General features: G+C 60.3%; 16 protein-coding genes. 7 read left to right on the forward strand and 9 right to left on the reverse strand.

The window, feature by feature from the left end; translation table 11 throughout:
- Nucleotides 1-19: 19 nt before the first annotated feature.
- Entirely contained in the window at nucleotides 20-1,549 is a 1,530-nt protein-coding gene (locus tag C6A86_RS04340; RefSeq protein WP_105365346.1) for a hypothetical protein, read from the forward strand.
- Nucleotides 1,550-1,555: 6 nt separating this feature from the next.
- Here the strand turns inward: C6A86_RS04340 and C6A86_RS04345 are convergent, their stop codons facing one another.
- Nucleotides 1,556-2,560, reverse strand: coding sequence for an endonuclease/exonuclease/phosphatase family protein (locus C6A86_RS04345; RefSeq protein ID WP_233213170.1), 1,005 nt, complete (start codon nucleotides 2,558-2,560; stop codon nucleotides 1,556-1,558).
- Nucleotides 2,561-2,568: 8 nt separating this feature from the next.
- Entirely contained in the window at nucleotides 2,569-3,087 is a 519-nt protein-coding gene (locus tag C6A86_RS04350) for a low molecular weight phosphatase family protein (RefSeq protein ID WP_233213171.1), read from the reverse strand.
- An 874-nt stretch (nucleotides 3,088-3,961) separates the two neighbouring features.
- Between C6A86_RS04350 and C6A86_RS04355 the strand changes: the two genes are divergently transcribed.
- Together C6A86_RS04355 and C6A86_RS04360 are read left to right on the forward strand one after the other, a co-directional pair.
- Entirely contained in the window at nucleotides 3,962-5,512 is a 1,551-nt protein-coding gene (locus C6A86_RS04355) for an exopolysaccharide biosynthesis polyprenyl glycosylphosphotransferase (RefSeq protein ID WP_233213172.1), read from the forward strand.
- A gap of 35 nt (nucleotides 5,513-5,547) precedes the next feature.
- A complete protein-coding gene (locus tag C6A86_RS04360) occupies nucleotides 5,548-6,885 on the forward strand; it encodes a glycosyltransferase family 4 protein (protein ID WP_311101035.1) in 1,338 nt (445 codons plus the stop codon).
- Nucleotides 6,886-6,962: 77 nt separating this feature from the next.
- Here C6A86_RS04360 and C6A86_RS04365 read toward each other — a convergent pair whose 3' ends face one another.
- The 4 genes from C6A86_RS04365 to C6A86_RS04380 all read right to left on the reverse strand — a co-directional run bounded on the left by C6A86_RS04365 (nucleotide 6,963) and on the right by C6A86_RS04380 (nucleotide 10,578).
- Nucleotides 6,963-7,592 (reverse strand): FkbM family methyltransferase, encoded by a 630-nt coding sequence (locus tag C6A86_RS04365; protein ID WP_158263318.1) that lies wholly within the window; start codon nucleotides 7,590-7,592, stop codon nucleotides 6,963-6,965.
- Between the two features lie 384 nt (nucleotides 7,593-7,976).
- Nucleotides 7,977-8,591 carry an FkbM family methyltransferase gene (locus tag C6A86_RS04370; protein WP_158263319.1) on the reverse strand — a complete coding sequence of 205 codons (615 nt, stop codon included), beginning with the start codon at nucleotides 8,589-8,591 and terminating at the stop codon, nucleotides 7,977-7,979.
- Between the two features lie 377 nt (nucleotides 8,592-8,968).
- Complete coding sequence (locus C6A86_RS04375; RefSeq protein ID WP_142407060.1) at nucleotides 8,969-9,907, reverse strand: bifunctional 2-polyprenyl-6-hydroxyphenol methylase/3-demethylubiquinol 3-O-methyltransferase UbiG; 939 nt, start codon at nucleotides 9,905-9,907, stop codon at nucleotides 8,969-8,971.
- A 5-nt stretch (nucleotides 9,908-9,912) separates the two neighbouring features.
- Complete coding sequence (locus C6A86_RS04380) at nucleotides 9,913-10,578, reverse strand: acyltransferase (RefSeq protein ID WP_105365351.1); 666 nt, start codon at nucleotides 10,576-10,578, stop codon at nucleotides 9,913-9,915.
- 783 nt (nucleotides 10,579-11,361) lie between these two features.
- On the opposite strand from C6A86_RS04380, the gene C6A86_RS04385 reads away from it, so the two are divergent.
- From C6A86_RS04385 to C6A86_RS04395, 3 genes are all read left to right on the forward strand, one after another.
- A complete protein-coding gene (locus tag C6A86_RS04385; protein ID WP_158263320.1) occupies nucleotides 11,362-12,786 on the forward strand; it encodes an O-antigen polysaccharide polymerase Wzy in 1,425 nt (474 codons plus the stop codon).
- A gap of 100 nt (nucleotides 12,787-12,886) precedes the next feature.
- Complete coding sequence (locus tag C6A86_RS04390) at nucleotides 12,887-14,341, forward strand: hypothetical protein (RefSeq protein ID WP_142407061.1); 1,455 nt, start codon at nucleotides 12,887-12,889, stop codon at nucleotides 14,339-14,341.
- 5 nt (nucleotides 14,342-14,346) lie between these two features.
- Nucleotides 14,347-15,204 (forward strand): glycosyltransferase family 2 protein, encoded by an 858-nt coding sequence (locus C6A86_RS04395; protein ID WP_105365354.1) that lies wholly within the window; start codon nucleotides 14,347-14,349, stop codon nucleotides 15,202-15,204.
- Nucleotides 15,205-15,419: 215 nt separating this feature from the next.
- On the opposite strand, the gene C6A86_RS04400 is transcribed toward C6A86_RS04395, so the two are convergent.
- The gene (locus C6A86_RS04400) at nucleotides 15,420-17,513 is read right to left on the reverse strand and encodes an acyltransferase family protein (protein ID WP_311101036.1); all 2,094 of its coding nucleotides are present in this window, start codon (nucleotides 17,511-17,513) and stop codon (nucleotides 15,420-15,422) included.
- Nucleotides 17,514-18,202: 689 nt separating this feature from the next.
- Here C6A86_RS04400 and C6A86_RS04405 point away from each other — a divergent pair.
- Nucleotides 18,203-18,796: a hypothetical protein gene (locus C6A86_RS04405; RefSeq protein WP_105365355.1), complete on the forward strand. Its 594-nt coding sequence runs from the start codon at nucleotides 18,203-18,205 to the stop codon at nucleotides 18,794-18,796.
- A 228-nt stretch (nucleotides 18,797-19,024) separates the two neighbouring features.
- On the opposite strand, the gene C6A86_RS04410 is transcribed toward C6A86_RS04405, so the two are convergent.
- Nucleotides 19,025-19,828, reverse strand: a complete 804-nt coding sequence (locus tag C6A86_RS04410; RefSeq protein WP_158263321.1) for a glycosyltransferase family 4 protein — start codon at nucleotides 19,826-19,828, stop codon at nucleotides 19,025-19,027.
- Nucleotides 19,829-20,239: 411 nt separating this feature from the next.
- Nucleotides 20,240-21,499 (reverse strand): nucleotide sugar dehydrogenase, encoded by a 1,260-nt coding sequence (locus tag C6A86_RS04415; RefSeq protein WP_105365357.1) that lies wholly within the window; start codon nucleotides 21,497-21,499, stop codon nucleotides 20,240-20,242.
- Between the last annotated feature and the right edge of the window lie 246 nt (nucleotides 21,500-21,745).

Genomic DNA, 21,745 nt, shown 5'->3' on the forward strand with positions numbered 1-21,745 from the left:
GAAAAATCTGGGGGCTGGGATGGCGTCAACGGGTATCGATCAGCACACCGAGGCGGGCGCGGGCAGACCATCGGTGATGGCGCGTTACTACGCGTTGCCGGCTCCGGCTCGGCTGAGTCTGCGCTGGGTGTTGATCGCGACAGGCACGGCGATCGCCTTCCGCGACACCATCATTGACATCGCCCGCACCGCTACGGTCGGGGTTGTCGGAGGCTACGTGTGGGTGGTGCCCGCGGCGGCAATTCTGGCCTCCATCGGGGTGGCGCGCCGGGACCGCACCGAGCTGCCCATCCACGACCGGCAGACCGACATCATTGTCGGCGCAATGGGTTTCGGTCTTGCGATCCTCATCAAGGCGGTACTGATCGAGCGGTTCGTCGACTACTTCCATCTACTGCGGCTGGATCTACTCGCGATGTGGCTGTTCGTGGTGTCCTCGGCGGTCATCCTGTTCGGCTTGCGTCCGGTGATCCGATTCCGGCATGTCTGGGCGCTGCTGCTCATGGTGTTCTCCTTGCCGTACTACCTGCTGGTCGTCCTGCTCGGTGGCGGAAAGTTCGCCGCGGGTGCCGTGACGTTATCGATAGCCGGAGTCGGGACCGGGATCGCCGTCGGACGGACGGTTCGGCGCGGGGTGATAGGTGGGCTCTCCGCCTGGGTCGTCGGGTTCGTGTCACTGTTCCTCATCTCGCGGGCGTTCCCGGATGCACCCGTGCTGGTGTACCAAGAAGTACCGGTGCTCATCTCGATCACGGTGGTGGGTGTGGCGATGTACCTGCAGGCCCGCCGCGGTCAGCCCAAAACCGTGTTCGACCGCAAGATTGCGCCACTGGCAGCCAAACAGGTCTGGGCAGCGGTACCTCTGTTTCTCGCGGTGACCGTAGTGCTCGCTGTCCGGCCGCTGCCCGCAGCCGATATACAAAGCGTCGTCGGGCGCAGCGCCCCGGGTCAGCTACATCTCGGTCAGCCACTGGCCGCGCCGCCGGGCTGGTATCCCTTGGCGCCCCGGCGGTATGGCGGGATGAGCCGGTTCTACGGAGCGGCCGCGGTCCTGCTTCGACAACAGATGATCGCGGTCGAGGGAGACAGCCGGTTCGACCGCGATGCCCGACCGCGGACGGTCGTCGTCGACAGCATCGTCAGCGAGCGCCCGTCCACCTTCAATGTCTTTCCCAGCCGCGTGTTGTACAACACTGACCAGGCAAGGGTGAGTGTGCCCCGACCGCTGGATCTCGGCTACGGGGTGACCGGGCAGCTGGTGTCGGTGGTGGATGACAGGTTGCTGGTCACCTGGAACGCGGTGGAATTCACCTGGGGGGACACCCGGATTGCGCAGCGCGTGACCCTCAGCGCCGTCGACAACCACGAACCGGATGCGCCGTTCCCCGAGCCCTCCACGACGATGGTCTCGACATTGCAGACCCTGTTCACGCTCCTGATCCGGGGCAACGCGGTGCTCGATGCGCGCGCACCGTCGTTCAAGGACGCCGACCTGTTGACCGAATTCGGTCGGGCATTGGTCGCCCAGCAGTTCGCTTCGGCGTCGTGATGCGGTCTAATCCAGCGGAACCGCGACGGTGGCCAGCAGCGCGCGATGATCGGTGCCCGGGATGTCGACGGTGTGGATCGACTGCGCCGTCGAGTTGCGGGTCAGCACATGGTCGATGGTGATGACCGGCGGGATCGCGGGGTGCGGTGAGTAGGTGGGGGAGAAGCCCGCTCCGGTTTGGCTGATCGCGTCGCGGTAGCCGACGTCCAGGAGGTCGCGGAACTGGCGCATATCAGGTGTGGCGTTGAAGTCGCCGGCGATGATCACCGCGGCCGGGCCGGCGGTACGGGCCCAGTCGGCGAATTCGGATTTGGCGACGGTGATCCGGTGTCCCCATTCGGCGAAGGTATTGGCGCCGCCGGCGAGCGGGGACATCAGGTGCACGCTGGCGACCAGGGGGTCGTGTCGGACGCCGGGAACCCGTACGCGCGCCGCGATGAAGTTGTTGCCGTACTTCGAGGGCGGCAGGGCTGTGAGCGGGTATCGGCTCCACAGACCCATGCCGCCGGCGCCCGGTCGGGGGACGAGGATCGAATACGGAAAGGTCTTGCGAAGGCCACCCTCGCGCAACCGTGTGGCGGCCTCGGCGGTCAGCTCGGACATCGTGATGATGTCGGCGCTGTCCACGGCGAGGTCGACGAACTCGGCCGTGTGGGCCTCGCCTTTCTGGATGTTCGAGGACAGCACCCGCAGTTCGGTGCTCGGCTGGCCGCTGTCGGAGGTGCGCCCGAGATGGTGCCAGGGCACCTGGACGGCTACCGACACCGCCAGCAGGGCGATGCCGATCACGGAGAGCAGCTTCTTGCGACATAGCGCGGCAAGGATCGCCGCGCCGAGGGCGAGCAGCGGGACGTAGGCGAAGCTCGCGGCGAGCACCAGGGCCGGCAGGTTGGCCAGCGGGACGGTGCGCGCGATCAGTGCGGCGACCACATAGAGCAGAGTGGCAACCGCCAGCGAGGCCGGAATCGAGATGTGCGGAGGACTCCGGCGGTGGCCTCGCGAACGGCGCACGTCGTGAGTCACTCGGGACGGCAAAGTTCGAGCACCGGAGGCAGCAGATCGGCGATCTGTTGGCCGACGGCTGCGAAGACGTCCAGTTCTTCACCGATGGGGTCCTTGATATCCCAGATGTCGCCCACGCTCAGGTGGCTTCGAAGGTCGGCAAGCTCGCTGATTGTCCGCGCCCCATGGGACGTTGCCAAAAGTGCGGCTTCGGTGAGCGTAAACGTCGAGCTGAGTTTGTTGGGAGCAATCTCCAGCACGCGGTGACGGTGCGATCTGGTCATCGTGATGATGAGGTCGGCCTGGGACGCAATCTTCCGCGTCAGCTGCCGGGCAGCGAACTTTGAACTCTCCCCGCCGAGCTGCGCCAGCGCCGCCTCTGCATGGACGTGCATCGGATGCGACACAACTGCGTGGGTGCCAGCGCTCGCCGTCACAAGGTCTGCAATCTGATTCCGGCGTGCATAGGCCGCCGCCAAGCGTTCAGCCGTGGGTGATCGGCAGATATTTCCAGTGCACACGAACAGAACGTGCAAGTTGAGGCTCCTGGCTCGCGCGAAATTCGACTGTGGCACGCGCACCCTCATGGCAGACGTACGCTCCGTCCAGTATCGGTGTGTGGACCGCTATGTCGCCACCTACATGGCGCCCTGTGCTGGACGTCGAATCCTGGCAAATTCAACTGCTATCACTGAGTCATCGCCTTGCCGTTGGCAATATGTTGCCAACCAGGTACGGCGAGGCACTTTTAGCAACACTGTTGACGCTCGTCGGAGATGTGCGCAACGACCCTGTGGGTCGTCGCCGTGACATTGCCATGGCGCGATCTGTATTTGCTGTTGGAAACACTGTGGCCTCAATTGCAAGGAGGCCCCGGTGCCGCGCTGCCAGTGGCGCGGTGCGGGCCGTCTTCTGGAATCACAGACTGAAATTCGCCCTCTCTCGGCTGATCCAGCAAACACACTCTCCGGGCGGCCGACAGCGAGGCTGCTGTCCCGTGAACGGGCGCGTCGGGGCCCAAGAAACTGCTCTTTACCTGCCTATACGCTCACCTGGAGCATCCGTTCTACGCAACGACCGGTTAACTCTGCAAAACTTTCGCAAACCAACTATCCGGTGCGTCAATATGGCACTAAGATCCTGATCAATGGATATTTCAGACGGCGCAGACCGCATTCGCCGCAGAATCGTATCCTCAGCGTTATCTTGGCAGTCGCACGTCGGTTGGCAAATCGTTCGCGCGGATGGTTTAGGGGGGCCGGTGAGTCGGGAAGCAATGCGACAGTCCTGGTCGGCCGATCGGAATCGGCTGGCCAAATCGGGGCCGCGAACCCCGGCGCGCCCTTTGCGTCATGGTTTGCTGACTTGCGCGGCCGTAAATAATAGCGCAACAAGGGCAGGTTGCAAGCCATGACCGTTGTAGAACCCTCCTCTGGGGCGAGGATTCGCTCGGGCAACGTGGACGGCAGCCGCGGCTTGAACGTTGACACCACCTCATCTAAGGAATTCGCGCTCACGCCGCGTGAAGTCGCCGACCGACTAGTGGTCGGCGAAACCAGGTGGCCCGAAACAATCGACGCGTATTCAAGCTTTCGCTTCTCGCCGGTGCAGCATGGCCGTTTTGGTGTGCGCCACCTCAGCCGGGTCCGCGCATGGATGGTCGTGCCGGTCGTCGACTTCGCGATGATGATGGCGCCGTTGGCATGGCGGCCTCCGCAACTGTTGTCCACCCTCACGCTGGCTATATTGGGGACCCTTCTGCTGACCGGGGGCAGCCGATACGTCGCGCCATTGCACCTGAGCGTCTTGGATGAGTTGCCCAGCATTATCACTCGATTGCTCGCTGCGGTAGCGGCGGTTTCTGCAGTGGTCCTGCACCTTCATCAGAAGCCACACGTATTGATCTTCTTCGAGACGGCTTGTCAGGCTGTGGCTCTCGTCGTCGTCGGTCGCGTGGTCACCACTCGCCTGATTGCAATGGGTCGTCGGTACCGTCTCGTGCAGCACCACACCGTGCTGGTTGGTGGCGGACCTACGGCTGCCGAACTGGCGCGGACCCTGAAGGAGCACCGAGAGTACGGGCTGATCGTCGATGGTTTCGTCGACGATGCCGATCACTGCCCTGCGGCGAAGCTTGCCCCGCATCTCGGCAGGCTTGCCGACTTGGACATGGCAATAATGAGTGCAGGTGCCGACACGCTACTAGTCGCCGACGGTAACTTCGACGAGCGCGCCTTGGTCGATGCGGTGCGAACCCAGGTGTGTCTTGGCGCGGAGCTACTCGTGGTCCCACGTATGCACCATTTCCATACATTGACCGGCATGGCCGATCACATCGGCTCAATCCCGATCATGCGCATACGTAATCCGAACCTGCATGGGCTGGCGCGCTTGCTCAAGAGGGTCTTCGACATCGTCTCGTCCTTGGCGGCACTCCTCGTACTTGCGCCGGTGCTCCTGGCGGCGGCTGTGGCGGTGCGGCTCGAAGGTGGGCCGGGAATCATCTTCAAGCAGGTGCGAGTGGGTCGCGATGGTAAAGAGTTCGAACTCTTGAAGTTCCGCTCCATGTGTCCGGCTAATGAGGCCGAGTCACAAACCTGTTGGAGCGTAGCTACCGATGCTCGGGTTGGCCGTGTTGGACGGTTTCTGCGCTGCACATCGATAGACGAATTACCGCAGCTTTGGAACATTCTGCGAGGCGACATGGCCGTGGTGGGCCCGCGCCCTGAACGGCCACACTTTGTCGAGCAGTTCTCGACGCAGTTCGATCGATACGCCCACCGGCATCGGGTACAGGTCGGGCTAACGGGACTCGCACAGGTCAGTGGTCTCCGTGGCGACACTTCGATCGCAGACCGCGCACGCTACGACAACTTCTACATCGAGAATTGGTCGCTGTGGCTCGATATCAAGATCATTGTTCGAACATTTCGAGAGGTGATTCTCTACCGAGGTAGGTGAATTATCGACATGACTGCAGAGGATCGGCATAAAAGGTGACAGATGCGCACGTGCGGGCAACCGTCTCTGCGGCACTGGACGGCAATAAGGATGGACTGAATGCCGCGATCCTGAGTCTGCACTATCCGCCCGAGACGACTGGCAATGCTCCGTACGCGGGTGCCTTGGCGTCCGGCCTGGCCAATCGGAACTATCGCGTCAATGCCTTTGTTGCACAACCGCATTACCCCGAATGGCGGGTCCGGCCCGGGTATGGCCAATGGCGGAGAGTCGAGACCATTGACGGCGTAAAAGTGCAACGCATGCGCCACTATGTTCCCCGTCCGCCGCGCGGTTTGAGACGGTTGCTCTCAGAGATCAGCTTTGGGATCCGCCTCGTCTTCAACCGATCAGGTAGTGCGGATGTCGTCATTGCGGTGTCGCCGGCATTGTTCGCGACGGCGCTGGCAGCCGTTCGAATTCGGTTGAATCGCCGCAGGCCGGGTCTCATAATCTGGGTACAGGACATCTACACGCTCGGGCTCGCCGAAACCAGTGAAGGGAACAGCGTTTCGGCCGCAATTACGAAGATTGTGGAGCGACGCACCCTTCGTGCGGCCGACAGAGTCATCGCCATACATCCCCGATTCAAGGACTACATGGTTAGCGAGCTCGGTATTCCGGCCGAACGAATCACCGTTATCCGCAACTGGACTCACTTGAGGCCGTCATTGGCGATGCCGAAAGACGTCGCACGGACGGCGCTAGGCTGGCCCGTGGACACGTTGTTGGCGGTGCATACGGGAAACATGGGTTCGAAGCAGGGCCTCGACAACGTCGTTGAGGCAGCACGATTGGCTGACGAGTGGCGTGCACCGATCAAGTTCGTTCTGGTCGGTGATGGGGGCGAACGAGCCGGGCTGGAACGTCTTGCTCAAGGAATCAACAGTATTCAGTTTGTTGATCCATTGAACGCCGCAGACTACCGTTGTGCGCTCGCAGCAGCAGATTGCCTGGTGGTCAATGAAAAGCCCGGAGTCGCTAACATGGCGGTGCCCAGCAAGCTCACCTCATACTTCGACTCCGCTCGCCCAGTACTTGCGGCCACCGACCCGCAGGGCATCACAGCAAGCGAAATCAAACAGTCGGGTGCAGGTGTCGTAGTTCCGGCCGGCGATCCACAGGCACTTCTCGTCGCCGCATTGGAGCTGACCAAGGACGCCGAGGCTGCTTATACGTACGGTGCTGCCGGTCGGCGCTATTGCCGCGATGTGCTTTCGGCAGATGCCGCGATGGCTGCCTTCGACGGTCTGATCAAGAATCTAATGCGGCCCCATGTAGCACGACGCGGACAAACGAGGGCAACCGATGTCACAATTCGGGCCGAGGCCTAGAGCGCCGTAGCGCTCGGCAAGCCGCTTTGTTACCTAGCCTGGCGCGTCTGTCGTTGTGGCCCAAGATGAATCCTGCGCTATGGCAGGGGCAGAAATAGCACGTTGTTGTACGCGCGCTCGCTGGAGTATTGAGCCAGGTAGGCATCGGGATCTGTTGGGACACGGTTAGTGCCCGACGTGAGGTAGGGGCGGTAGCCTTGTAAGTCCATCTCGGCGAAGATGTCCCGTACCGAATGACCCATCCGGGCCACCCATTTGGGTTCTGCCTCAAGATATACAGCCGGACGGCCCTCTCTCAGAAGGTTCGCCGCGCCCCGAAGTACCTCCAGCTCGGCGCCTTCGACATCGATCTTGACGAACCCGACCTCGGAGGGAGTGATTCCACGCGCCGCCAAGTCGTGGTCGAGTGAGACCATCGGTATTTCGATGACCCCCTTTGATGCATCGGCACCCGGATCAATATGCGTACGGCCAGTGAGTAGCTCGTCTGTTTCCGAGCGCCAACGTAGGCTCATGGTTCGTTCGGACTCGCCGACGGCGACAGTCCTGATCTCGACGTTCCGTACGCGCAAAATCCGAAGCGCCAGGGATAGGGCCTGGCCGTAGTGGGGAAGTGCCTCGTAGGCGATTACTCTGCCACTCGGCTGTACGTGCCGAGCGAGTGTGAAGGTCCAATTCCCGGCGTGCGCACCGACATCAACGGCCACGCGACCTTGCAGTGCGAGCTCGTCCAGTAGGCGCATCTCGGACACGTCGGACCGTCCGCCGAGCAGTCTGCGTGCCCAAATGAGCCCGTGTAGGCGAGCGGCAACCGCATTCCGCACGCGGCCACCGGAGAGCAACCAGTTCAGTGCAGTGTTCACGGTACCTCTGTTACGGATGGTTGGTTGTTCGTGTGCCTCATAGGGTCCCCCGTGTCTGCAGTGCCCGCTTGATGCGGCCCACGCGGCCTAGGACAAGCAGCAAATCGATGGTAGAGCAACAAAGCTCGGTCTTGTTGGCATGGAAGAACCTTCGGGGCGAACAATTTCGTGATTGATCTGCGACCCGAACCGGCAAGAGTACCTGCCGAACTCGGTGATGGCACTGAATCACGCGGTGAAGAACACTGCATCGGCCTGCAGTAATTGGCCGGTCTTCGGGTCAGCGAAAACAGGATCCAGGCCCATCAATGTCATTCCGAGGGAATGCGCATGGTCCAAACATTCCTGATAGGTCATTGCCCCGGCGTAAAGCGGTACAAGTGAAAGCTCCAATTGCATTCCGATGATGGCGCCCTCTGCGAACAAGCCGGTGCAGCCCTCCAGCACCGCCAGCTCGTAGCCTTGTACGTCGATCTTCAAGAATGTGCGGCTGGGATGACCGACACCAAGCTCGGGGAGAAGCGCGTCCAACCGGTCTTGAGCGACCGACTCGGTGCCGATGTACCGGGAGTCGGGGGCCACGGAAACGTGAGTATCCAACATCGGGAGAACAGAACTCGACAATCCGGCGTTGCCCGAAACATTGATCTCGACTTGATCTCTGGCGTTGCCGGCTGCGCTTTGTACGACGTCCCATCGCGCGTCGTCTCGGGCCCTGTGGCTGAGCGCCGAGAAAGGCCCGCTCAGTGGCTCGAAAGAGATAATGCGCCCAGCGTATCCATGCCCGCGAATGGTGGTCGCAAATCCTCCATCATTGGCACCCACGTCGATGACACAGTCCACTTGGTAATGATGGAGAAGCCTGACGGTCCGCGCTACCGGATCATGCAAGGGGTACCGCACAACATCCAAACCAAATCGCTGTATGAACTGGCGCAGTTCGTGTTTCAGTCTCATAGACAGTTCGGGGCTGGGCGGAGATGGCCGTGCCCCATCTCTCCTTTTCGTGCGGTGCCGATGCGAATGCCGGTCTGATCGAGAGTCATACGGACCTCAGTATGCATCGTCATCTAGCTAAACGAGATGGCACCGCAAAAGCGCTGCGCTGAAGCTGGCATCTGATACCCACACCAGCCGTCGTCTCGGTTGAGCCAGCGGGGGCAGAACCGGCGCATCAATGCAGACCGGAGGTGAACACCGGCTCGAACGGCGAGAAGCCACTATTCCTGCACTTTGCGAAACGACATCACAAGACAATCCCTTTTGCGCAGAAAGACATCCGTCAACCGCAGGAGGCACATAAGTACCAACCTGGATGGCACTGAGTCGATGAGCGATCTGTGCGCTTCGACCCGGTGATCGTCGCGGTAGAGAGCGGCTTTCAGGTTGAGTCGGAACCAGGACTCTGGCGTTCGGCTCCAGGAACTCACTACCGTGAGTCCGTACTCGGCTGCCAATCGGGCCAGCGACTTCTCGGTGTAGTGCACGAGGTGAAACGGTGCAAACCAGCCGCTCACCCAGTTCGCGCCGAAGATTCGTCGCCAGGCGCTTTCGGCATTTGGAACGGCGAGATACAGGACGCCCCCGGGTTTGAGCACCCTACCCAGTTCCTGCATGAATCGCCGAGGCTTCCGTAGGTGCTCGAACACCTGCATCAGATACACGACGTCGAACTCCGCATCGGGAAAGGGAATGTCGTCGAAGCTGTGAACCCGGTGCAGCCTGAGGCCGGCCTTGGAGCAGGCGTCGATCATCACGTCGGAGATCTCTGCGCCGACGATGTCTACCCCGCGCGAGTGGAAGTACGAAAGATAGGTCCCGCCGCCGCTGCCGTAGTCGAGCACCTTGCCGCCGGCAGGAATGCTGACAAAGTCGCGTGGGTCGACATCACCCGAAAGCCAGTGGTACGCGCGGCGGAGAAGCGGTTTCTTGGTTCCGAGTCCGTCAACCAGTACGACTTCGGAGTCTGACGTGTACGCGCTGTAGTACTCGGTCAACGCTTCGTCGGATGGCGTCGGAGTCATGTATTGCGAGTCGCATGCGTCGCATCGCACCACGTCCCACCGACCGCTCAGACCTTTTCTCCGGTCCGAAAGCCGGGCAACGGGGGCTTCGTCGCCCTGGTGTTCGCATACGGGGCAGCTGGTCGACTGATCCATGACGCTCACCGTCGTTGCCGCACCACGAGAGAACCCCGCTGCTGGTGCACGATGGCCCCTGCGGGCACTTCTCCACTGACAATGGTGCCGGCGCCGATCACCGCCCCAGAGCCAATGGTCGTGCCCGGCAAGATCACCGCATTGGCGCCTATCCAGACATCGTCCCCGATCACGACCGGTCGTTCTGACCACGACTGGTATCGGATCGGCACCCCGGAGGCCGCGATTCCGTGGTTCGCCGCGACGACGAAGACACCCGGGCCGAGGATCGTGTAGTCGCCTATCGTGATTCGGGCATCGAAACCGGCGATCAAAGCTGAGAAGGCCGAGACTTTCACGTAGTTTCCGAGTTCGATGCTGGAACCGTTCACAAGCCATGTCGCCCGGTCGAGAACGCAGCCACGGCCGGTGTGCATCGCTCGTCTGGGTGCCCCGTGGAGCCGTTCCAACTCTGCCATCAGCGCCACAAGGTTGGTCGCGGCACGGACGACGGTCATCGGGAATCGAACGGTGCCCTTTGCGATTGCCCACCAGAAGAAGAGTCGCTCTCGGCGTCGCAACTCGAACCACTCCTGGCTCGCGTCCAGACCTGTATCTGCTCGCCAGCGATCAAGCTCCAACTCGTCGAACCTATGGCGCTGATGAAAACTCCGCGCGAAGGACCGCATCATTGGAGCAACTTCGGCAGCTGCGGGAAGTAAACCTGGTAGCCAGTATCTACGCGCGCAGAAGTGAAATCGAGCAAAAAGATGCGTGACCACAAGTGTGCTGTCGGATGGAGTGAGAGTGCCGTTCCATTCACGGAAGAGGCCTGGAGACGTAAACAGGGGAGCGAGCGGCAGCTACGGGGCGTACGGGCGACCAGGGCGGGCGCCCGGCGATCAGTAGGCATGGGTTCCTTCCGACGACGTCTATTTATTGAAGCAGTTCGCGGACCCGGCGCAACCCCAAACGCGTTGATATCGTTCCACTTTGCGGTCAGTCTGTGCGAACCACGCCAATGCCGCGCCTCGCTGGCTCCGCATCGCAGCGGGCTCACGACCGCACCGTTGTCATCGGCCGTCGGCGATCTTCCGTGTGCCACGCGGCTAAGGACGTTTGTGAGGGTCTGTGTGCATCACTCGTTTGACCACTATCCGGTCAATATTCGTGGTGCCGGGTATCTTGACGCGAGGTGCCGGAGATTTGCCTGGCAGTTGAATCGGTCACCGAGGGCGGAGATTGATGGACATCTGGCTTGCACGGCCGCTAGCAGTGAGCGGGCTGAGGCATGGTTTTATGCCCGTACGCAGAACTGTGCAAATCTCGCGGGCGGGTCACATCGGCGGAGGGGGCGGGTTCGACGCTTGGCCTCTGCGGGCGCCGCGGCGACTGAGTCCTCATCGTCGCCCAGCATCAGCACTCCACGCGGCACCGGTAGGCCGTCCGGCCAGGCGGAACAGTAGGAGATCATCGTGACTGTGCTCGGTTTGGCCGCGCTCGCCATTCTGCTCGTCTTCGGGTTTCTTCAAGCACCCCAGGATGATAGAGGAGCTCGCCCAGTCCTCTCGACCTTCAATGTGGTCCTCCTCAGCGTGTGCCTGTACATACTGCTGCCGGCACTACTGATCCTCAACGCGGGCAACTACACCTGGGCAGTCGACTATTACTCGGGTGAAGTGTTCGAGAAGACCGTCTGGTTGAGCACACTGGGCGTCGCCGCGTTCCTCTACGGAAATATGTTCTCGCGGCGGCGCGCCGCGTCAGGCGACGCCGAACTCCACTCCGATGAGGGCGCGGCGCAATCACTCTCTCCGCGGCCGTTCGCCGGCGTTGTGCTGTATGGGTTGCTCGTTGCCGGGCTCGCGCTGAAGCTGATGCTGATCCTGTCCACGGGAGGGTTTGCGGAGTCGGTAACAAGACTGTCCGATGGTGTCCGGCAATTCTCGGGTGTGGAGAGTCTCAACGCAGGGGCAGTTCTGCTCGTCACCGTGTCGGGTATTGCCGACGGGGCTGCCACGTGGGGTGCCTTGCGGTCCTTGCGCGAACGACGGCGCGAGAAAACCTGGGTGTTCGTGCTGTTGATAACGCTGGGCCTCACTTACCTGCTCACTGGTAAACGATTGGTCATCCTTCTGCCAATAATGGTGGTGCTCGTCGGATTTCACATCTACAGGCGGTCAATCACCACTCGGGTGCTACCAATCGCCATACCTATTGCGGTTGTCGTTGGCTTTCTGACGCTCAGTGCGCGAGTGTTTTTGCCGGCCGCGGTCGCAGGCTACAACATGGACGTCAAGAATATTGCGTACGCAGACGGGTCCGTTCTGCAGTTCTACCTGTACTCGCTGGAGTTCGCATCCGTGGAGATGATCTCGGTTGCCATAGAGGCCAGGCAGGACATTCTTCAGATGTTCGGCGGGGCGTGGAGCGCGATCATCGCGACCAACTTCGAATCGTTCCTCTACTCTGTCCCTCGGGCAGTGTGGCCAGGAAAACCCACCATATTTTATGACTTGTCGCACGGCATTACCGCCGCGCTCGGTGCGACTCCGTTTCAGGATCCGACGGTTGGATATGCCTCGACGCTGATCGGCACTTCGTTCCTCATGGGAGGTGCGATAGGGACGGCTGCCGCGATGCTGTTGTTGGGTTTCGTAACCGCCCGTTGCGACCTCCGGCTCAAGAAGGGTAACTGGAGTGATGGCTCCATTGTCATCTACGCGCTAGCTCTGGTAATCGTCTTCCACCTCTTTCGCCAAGGGACCTTGGGGTGGACGTTCATCGTTTCGATTGTCCAAAATTATGGAGTACTTCTCGCGCTCTTTGTGTTGTGCATGATCGCGAAAGAGTCGCATCCATCGGAATTGCCAAGGCCGAACCCATCGGTGAAGAGGTGACGGCAGCCGAGCGCGGTGCGACCTCGGGCGTTGTCGCTCCCGCCCAGCCAGAGCTCCCCGATGCGTTGCCTCCTGTCACCCAGAGTGTGCTAATCGCCGGATGATCGATCGATCGAATGGCTATCAGCGGAGAACATCGGCGCTCGTGGTCGGGTCATCGATCGCTACGGCCATCACCCTCTTCGCTGTATTCAGATTCACTGCTGACTACGCATCTGTTGAGTGGATTGGGGTGTGGTCGTTACTCCAGGGACTGTTTCTGATCGCGCGGGTGTCGGATTCCGGTGCCGGGACCAACATATCGAGAGTCCTCGCAGTGAGGGTCAAGACTAAGGCGCCGATCGATCTTCGAAATATGACCATGGCGGCCTTGTGGATCACAAGTCTGCCGTCATTCTTGCTCGGCATAGCCATAGCCCCCGTAGTCGGCTTCTACATCACAACGACATATGGCACTGAGTTGAGTACGGACGTGTTGTGGACGTTGGTATGGTTAGCTTTGCTGAGCGCCTCGCTCGCGGCCGTATCCAATGTCCTGTTGGCGATCTGCGAAGGCCTTTTCGACCTCAACTACAAGAGCCTTACGGTGATTCTTGGCAACCTCGCGGGGCTGTCGGCGGCAGTCCCACTGCTGACGATGGCCGGTCCTGCCGGCGTCGGTTGGATCTACGTCGTGATCTTTGGAACCCAGTTGATACTCGGCGGGGTCCGCGTCTTGCAGCTGACGAAGCGCCTAGCGCAACCGCCCGAAGATACGGTGCGACAGCATATCCGGATTCTTTGGCGGGAGAATCTGCAGTTGTCGGGAATCGCTCTGATTCGGCTGTCATTCGAGCCGGCGACAAAGCTACTGCTCAGTCTCTTTGCTCCCCTTGTGGTTATTGCCCAGTTCGAGCTTGCGCTTCGAGTCACGACTCAGCTGCGGATCGTGATTCAATCTGCGCTGCAACCCCTTTTGGTCATCGGCGCGCGTATGCGGGAACGTCCGCACGGCGAGACCCACGAAGTGTTTCTGAAGAACGACAGGGCCCTGTGGTCGCTCTCGGTTGGCGGGCTGATTGCGCAGATCCTCGCTGCGCCGGCTATCCAGTGGCTCGGCCTTGGATTCCACAGTGTGTCTTTCATCGTTTTCTTCGCCATGCTCGCCGCCGGCAACGCAGTCAATACGATTGGCCTATCGGGTTATTACTGGCAACTCACGAGCGGATCCCTGATGCCACTGGTGCGTGTGCAGTCGGTGATGGCCATTTGGAACATCGCGATCGGCGTTGTGGGGTTGTTCTTGGATTCTGCTGTGGTGGTGGTGGCGGCATACTGTGGCGCGTTCGCTCTGGGCGGCTTGGTCAGCAGGTCCTTCCTCGGCGGCACATCTAGACTGTCACGATTTCTATCCCCGGTTTTGGTGCTCGTTGGCGGATCAGTTGCGGCGGGGGTGGTCCTTATCGTTTATCCCGTGACGCTGATATCGGTTGGCATTTGCCTTTGCTTTGCTGCGTTGGTCGCAGCTGTGTGCCTCTACTTCACGTATCGGACGTACCGAAGGAGTCCTCATTGAGTGCCATGCAGATTGCGGTATTGGTTACCGTGCACAATCGGGCCGATGTGACGGTGACTGGGCTCACGCAGCTAGCTATGTTGTCCCAACGCCTCCAGCGCGAGTTCGACTTTCACGTTTTCTTGGTCGACGATGGTTCGACCGATGGCACAGCTCGACGGGTGCGCGAAATACCCTTGGACCTCACTCTGATTCGCGGATCGGGATCCTTGTATTGGAACCGTGGAATGGCATTGGCTTATGAGTCTTCTCGTGCCTCTGGTGCGAAATTCGATGCTTACATGCTGTATAACGACGACGTTGTCCTGGACGACAACTTTGTAGATTTCATGCTCCAATTCAGCAGGGATTCTTCGAACATTCTTGTCGGCGCCTTCCGTGAGCCGGATACAGATGACATCAGTTATTCTGGGTTTGTGCGAGTCGCTCGCTTACGCCCGTTTGCCTTCATCAATCCGGAACTCGATCGGACGTTGGTACCTGTCGACACCTTCAATGGCAACGTTGTACTGGTACCAGCGGCAGTCTTTGATGCTCTCGGCGGTTTGGACCCGAAATACACCCACGCATACGGCGATCTGGACTTGGGATTGAGAGCCAAAGCCATGGGTGTTTCTTCATATGTGTTCGGGGTGCCGATAGGCGCATGCGAAAGAGGCAGTTCGTTGGCGAAGCGGGTCGCAACAGCCGATTTCCGGACGCGCTGGCGCTTGCTGTTTGGATTTCCGCACGGACCTCGCTCCTACTTGCGCTTCGTCCGGAAGCACGGGATAACTCCACTCTTTCCCGTCTACGCAGTAGGAGAGATCGCGCGTCGACTTGCCCAATTGTTCCAGCGATCCAGGTGTGCTGACCTAAGTTGAGTACGCGGTTGGGCGGGTGACTTGCCGCCCATGTGCGTCGTGGCGCTGATTGCAGGTTCGTAGCCGGTGCGGGTTTTCCGGCGTTGCGCAGAGTTCAGCGTGATCGACAACACCGCGCGAAGGGGCCTGTTGGCAATTAGCGAGATCTCAGAAAACACCGGCACTGGTGAATGATTCACCGATGACTGGATAGATCTTCTGGCCGTAGGCTGCGGTCATGTGAAACGCATCGAGCTTGGTGGGCGTCGATCCCACGAAGCTCGGACAGAGACCTTCGCCGTTACAGAACCACGGACGGAATCGATCCAGGTCCCCCCGACACTCTCGGCCACGCCTTGCTCGATTCGAGCGATCGACCGCCACGTCCTGTCGACCTGGCTGATGCAATCTGCGGGCACGCTTGTCCTGCCGCTGTAGCACTCGCGGATGTTCTTGTCAGCGGGTGGGGCAGCCACCAGCACAACGTTATTGGTGTTGGTGCGAAATTTCTCGATGATCTGGATCAGCGATCTGTGCCAGTCGCCGTCGCTGAATTGTTGCCTGTCTGCGGCGGCGTATTTTTCCCGATAAGCGTTGGAGATGATGACAATATCCGGTTTCGTGGAGTTGATCAGTTCGATCTGACGCGTCTTTCGTTCCGGACAAGAATCTTGAACGTCTTGATCCGCAACGAAAATCGCGTCATTCGCGAACTGGCACCCCCCCATGGTGGTGACATGCACCTGAATTTGGCCGTCGGAGTTGAGCGCAATCTCACGCAACGACCCCGCGTACCCAAGGCCGACCGAATCCCCGACTATCACTATCCGGGTCGGTGCCGATGGCGAACCCCACGTGCACATATCGGTGGCCAGGGGGTCGATGTCGGTGCAAGCGTGAACCTCCGGTGGTGACTCAAGACCGTTGAACGCCTGCTCTATCGTCGGATCCAGCACTGGCCATTCCGTTGCGGACAGTGCCTGCGTGATCTCATCCTGCAGTGCCGACCCCAATGGGCCGAGATCGAACTGGATCGCCGTCGAATCTCCTGGGGCGGCGGCGATAGCTGTCGGCGTCTGGGTGGTATCGGCGGGGCGCAAGACGTATGCGCACAGCGCGAACGTCAGGCATGCCACCGTGGCCATGGCGATAATGCCGTTGGGCTGGTGAGGTTCATAGGTGCGCTCGCGGATCTGTTGCACCCCTTCACGGAACTTGACCCACTCGAAACGCCGCAAAGGTGTCTCGACAAAGTGGTACGACGCCACTGCCAAACCGGCGGTCAGTGGGAGCGCGACCAGGTAGAGGAAACTACCGCCAGCGACCAAGGATCCGACCAGGACAATCACTGGCCAGTGGACCAGGTACAGCGAGTACGAGATGTTGCCGATGTACACGCTGAGGGGGTTGCGAAGGAAAGGTTGGTATCTCGGCTCGCCGCGTACACCAGCCGCGATGACCATTGCCGCGCCTGCAACCGGCAGTAACGCCCACGGGGCTGGGAATCCTGCGGAGTCTTCGCTGATGGCGAAGACGCTCGCGCCGATGAGGACCAACCCAGCCCAAGACAGCACCGGTTTCGCCCAGCCTGGAATGCGGCCCAGGGCTCCGACAGCCGTCGCCAAGAGCGCCCCCACACCCAGTTCCCAAACTCGCGTAAAGGTGGAGAAGTATGCCCAGGTCGGGGATGTCGTCGTTTCATACACTGCCCACCCGAACGACGCTGCGACGATAACTGCCAGGACTACACCCGCAAGGCCCATCCGGTGTCTGTGCGTCCAGGTTCTGCGGGCGACGAGCACGCTGATCAGGAAAATGATCGCCGGCCAGACGAAATAGAATTGTTCCTCGATGGACAAGGACCAGTAGTGCTGCACGGGTGATATGCCGTCTGCCACGGTGAAGTAGTCGGTACCCTCAACGGCGAAGTGCCAATTCGCGGCGAAGACGAAAGCGAATAGCGCGTCGATACCGACCTGCTGCGACCGGAAAGGCATAAAGATCACGACGGAAGCGGCGTATGTGAGGATCAAAACGACGGTGGCTGCCGGGACGATACGGCGGATTCGGTTCCAGTAGAACGATCGGAACGACACGTTTCCGGTGCGCTCAGCCGTTCGCAGTAGGTTGCCGGTGATCAAAAAGCCCGAGATCACAAAGAACACATCCACACCGACAAACCCGCCGCGCGGCCAACCCCACAGGTGCGCTGCGAACACGGTGAGGACCGCCACCATCCGCAGGCCCTGGATATCCAGCCGTTGACCAGATTGTTCGGCTTGCCGGTATCGACGTCGCGACCCGGTCTGGATCTTCTGCAGCAATGTCACGACCGATGGCCTCCCGACATACCGCCTACTCTCCTCGCACTGTCCATGCGCAACGTGGCGGGGATGTTTGCTGCCGGCGGGTTGCGGCCAGCGCTCAAATCGCACACTGCTGCAAGAAGATAACGAAGTACCTTCACCTGCGTGATCGTACGGTGATCGTGGACCCGCCGCAGCTGATTCATGGTGGCGACCACACCAGCCACGGCCCGCTTTCTGCTGACACGGCAGGCCCTCCATTCGGCGGCGTTGCGGGCGCGCTCGTGGACAACGCCCGGCACGATGTTGTCGAGGAATCCACAGCTGGCCCCCTTTGCGGACATTGTGGCCGAACTCTTCGGAACTGTAGTCACGTTCAAGTATCGAGGGTCCGGTTGCAGGTGAGGGAAGACGACGACGGGTGCCGTACGACACCGCACACAAAGAGGCCGCCGAGGTCCGCCTAGAACCCCGCACCATTGTCTGCCACCCCAGGCGGCGCCGCACATCGAAGCGATCGTGGCGATCGCAGCAAGGAACTAAGGCACGCACCAACCGCTCATTGCATCTCCAGGATCTAGTGTGGAGCGGTGAAACTTGCGTGCGCGTTGGTAGCGGTGTTGGTACTGGTGGGCTGTACCCGGGAACCGCCTCCGTACCAGTCCCGCGTAACCGCCACCGCCACCACCACTCCGGGCGGCACGACAGCGCCAGTGACGGTTGACGCACTGTGGTCAGACACCTTCGACCGGCCCGACACCTCGTCCGGTCTCGGTGATGGCTGGGACATGCGCGCAGGATACGTGGACCGCTACCCCATGCCTGCCGCCACCGACGGGTTCATACGGGACGGCGCATTCACCTATGCGGGCAAGGACACCGTGTATGCCACTCGCCAATTCCCCAACCCTCTACAAGAGGCGGGCACGATCGGGCGTTGGCGGAAGCTACGCGACGGAGACGAAACCACCATCGCAATGGCCATCAGCAGCAACGACAAGCTCGTCAACGACATGGTCCACTTTGCTGCCAACCGCTCTACCTGGGAACTCACGGTTCGCCGTGGAGGCCCCTTCGAACCTGTCACAAAGGGCCGATTCAACCCGCCCCTCGACCTCGACCGTGACTACACATTCACAATGAAGACCACGCCTACCGACATCACTGTTCAAATCCCAGGTGCGGAGCCCATCACCACACCCGTCGACACCAGTGGGCTCACGGGGCCGTGGGTGTTTTGGGAGGAGTACATCAAACCCCCACCAGCCGGAACGGTGTTCGACTTCGATACGGTCTGGGTCAACTAAGCCTCGGTCTCGGCATCCAGGAGATCCCGTGCAGGCGGCGTTTCCAGAATGTCCGATGGTATGTCCGTTTCGAGCTCGCGACGGTCTGGCGTCAAGGGCCGGGCCGCGAGAAGTCTCAGACAACGGGGCGAGCGCTCCTCGGGTATCCGCCACTCCGCTCGGAGGTCTCCTTCAGGGCACCGCGTCACCCGTGTCAACGCTTTCGGTCATTCTCTGGACCAGAGGCTGTCAGCTGCCTTCTATGTAGTTCGCGATCTGGGTTATGGAGGTGCCGAAATAGGTTGCCTCCAGAGTCTTTCGGACTTGGTCGTCCCACGAGGCTGTCGTGCGTTCTGGGCGGGCCAATAGTTGTTGGATGGCGACTATCCATTCTTGGGGATCGTCACGGACAACACAGCAGTCCCTGATTGCGGTCGGTTGACCGACCATGCCGTGACTCGTCGTCATGACGGGTACGCCGTGGGCGAGGGACTCGCAGACCTTGATTTTTCCCCCGGAGCCTGAGAAAGCGGGGATCAGCGAGCACATCGCGTCCTGGTAGAGCGGCCGGAGCGACGCCGCATTGGGCACGACGATCACACCTTGCCGGCCAAGGTCTGCAACCAACTCAGCCGATGGGTCGCGCCCGGCTACGACAAATTTCACATCTGGCTCGTGCCGACGAAGCTGCGGCCAAACATGTTTCAGAAACCAGTCCAGCGCTTGCAGGTTCATCGTGACATTGAGCGTGCCGACGTAGAGGATGGTCTTGTCGCCGCTCCACGTTGTCGGTTCGTACCGAAAGAGGTTGTTGGGCACGACGAAGTGTTCGGTTTGTGCCCTGCAGAACCTCCGCACCCAATCCCTGTCGCTCTCTGACACCGAGATTGTTGCGGCGATCGCCGCACTTGCGGTCTTGATCAGCGCTTCCGACACTCCGGCTTGGCGCCGGATGGCCCACCTTTTGATCGGGTTGGTCGAATTTGCGGCAACCGACTCGAAATACTCGCGTTCGTTGTTGTGTGTGTCAAGGACTACGATCGATTGGCCCAACTGGTGACCGGACAAGAATTCGAGTTGTGCGGGGTAATGCACAATGATATGGCTGAAGTCCTCAAATCTTGGAAGAGACCAATTCCGACAATCGTACTTTTCGTACAAGTAGTGCGTGCCCTTCACTGTGCTTCGGAGGTACGATTTCGCACTCGATGTTTCGCGCGCGTGAGGCGAACTTGTAAGGGTGAATTTTCCGTCTGAAACAGCGTACAAACCTGTTTCTGAGGCTACGGTTGTCGGCCACAGGCTTGAGAAATGGGCTGCTTGGAAGTGTGCGCGCATGCCGGTTCCACTGTGCGGTTCGGGATATACCTGTGGAGACACTATGAGAACATTGGGATGCACTGCGCTCCTTGCCTTATCTGTACCAATCGAGTGATGTGCTGCCGCAGCTCTGGGAAAGTGCACTCATTGCAGCCGATTTATGTCGATCGTCCGGTCCGCTTTTATCGCGTATCGATCAGCAGTGCCGCGGGTATCGATTACGAGGTCCCACTCTGTCTGTTCCGCGACCGTCTGGTCGACGAGGAGTTCGCGAATAAACGGCGAGTTGGACAACACGCCGAGGTTCTGGCCGAGCAAGTTCTGAGGCGCAACATTCGGGTCGAATATTGCGAGGCGATGGCCGGCGGTAATCAACATTCGAGCCAGGTCGACATTCGGGCTTTCGCGCAGATCGTCGCTATTGTCTTTGAAGGCGATGCCCAGCATCAGCACCTGCGCTCCGTACTTGAGGTCGCGGGTCGCATAGTTGAAAAGAAACGTCTTGTGTGCTTCGTTCGAATTGATCAAAGAATCGATCAAGTGGGTCTGCCCGCCCGACAGCCTCGAAACAAACTGCAGCGCCCTGACGTCTTTTGGCAGGCAGGATCCGCCGAATGCCCCGCCCGGCCTGAGGTAATACGGCGATATGTTCAGCTTGGTGTCGGATATGAAAATCTTGTGCACCTCGGCAGGGCTGATGCCCAGCTGGATACAGATGCGACCGATCTCATTTGCGAAGACCGTCTTCACCGCGTGGAAGGTATTGTCCACGAACTTTGTGATCTCGCTCTCTCGATATTTGACATAGAACACGGGAGCATCGATGCCCTCATTGATCTCATCGATGAGCGGACAGCGCTCTCCGGTCGCGGTGCCGACGACGATCTTGGGAGGGGAGAAAAAGTCTCTGACCGCCGAAGACTCACGGAGGAATTCCGGGTTGTATACCAGTTCGACGCGGTTAGATTCGGCCCCGAGCACGCTTTCGAAGATCGGTGCTATCAGCTCTTCGATCGTTCCAGGTCGAATGGTCGACCGGTAGACGACAGTCAGCGAGCTTTCTGGATTGGATCGTAGAAGTTCGGCCAATTGGCGGGAGACCTCTGCGATATGGGTCATGTTGTGGGATCCGTCGACCGCGCTCGGTGTTCCCACGCAAACGATGGCCAGTTGGCAGTCGGCGATCTGCGGGACCAGCGTGGTGCACGCGCTGATCAGCTTCTTCTCCACCCCTGCCGAGAGCAACTCAGCCACACCGGGCTCAGTGATCGGGGACCTTCCGGCAAGTATGGCATCGACTTTCGTTGGGTTGGGATCGACTCCGATGACCTCGTGGCCTTGGCTTGCGAGGCACGCCGCAGCGGTGATCCCGACGTAACCTAGGCCCAAGATGGCGATCTTCATGACGACTCCCCGATGAGCTCCAACGCTGCGTTCTTGAGCTTCCACGCATTCCTTTAGATGTGAGGCAGCTTAACCCGTTCGCGCGCAATCTGATTGCTCTCTGCTACACGTTGGTCTGCATTCCTCGGGCAAACACGCGCGAGGCCGGCTGATGCGCGTGCGGTTCGCACGCGCAGGTGGCCCGAGAGCTTCTTTGGGCCTGTCCGGGCCGTCCCGGCGGGATCACTCACGACGTGCGTTGCACGC

Source organism: Mycobacterium sp. ITM-2016-00316 (assembly GCF_002968335.2).
Taxonomy (GTDB): Bacteria; Actinomycetota; Actinomycetes; order Mycobacteriales; family Mycobacteriaceae; genus Mycobacterium.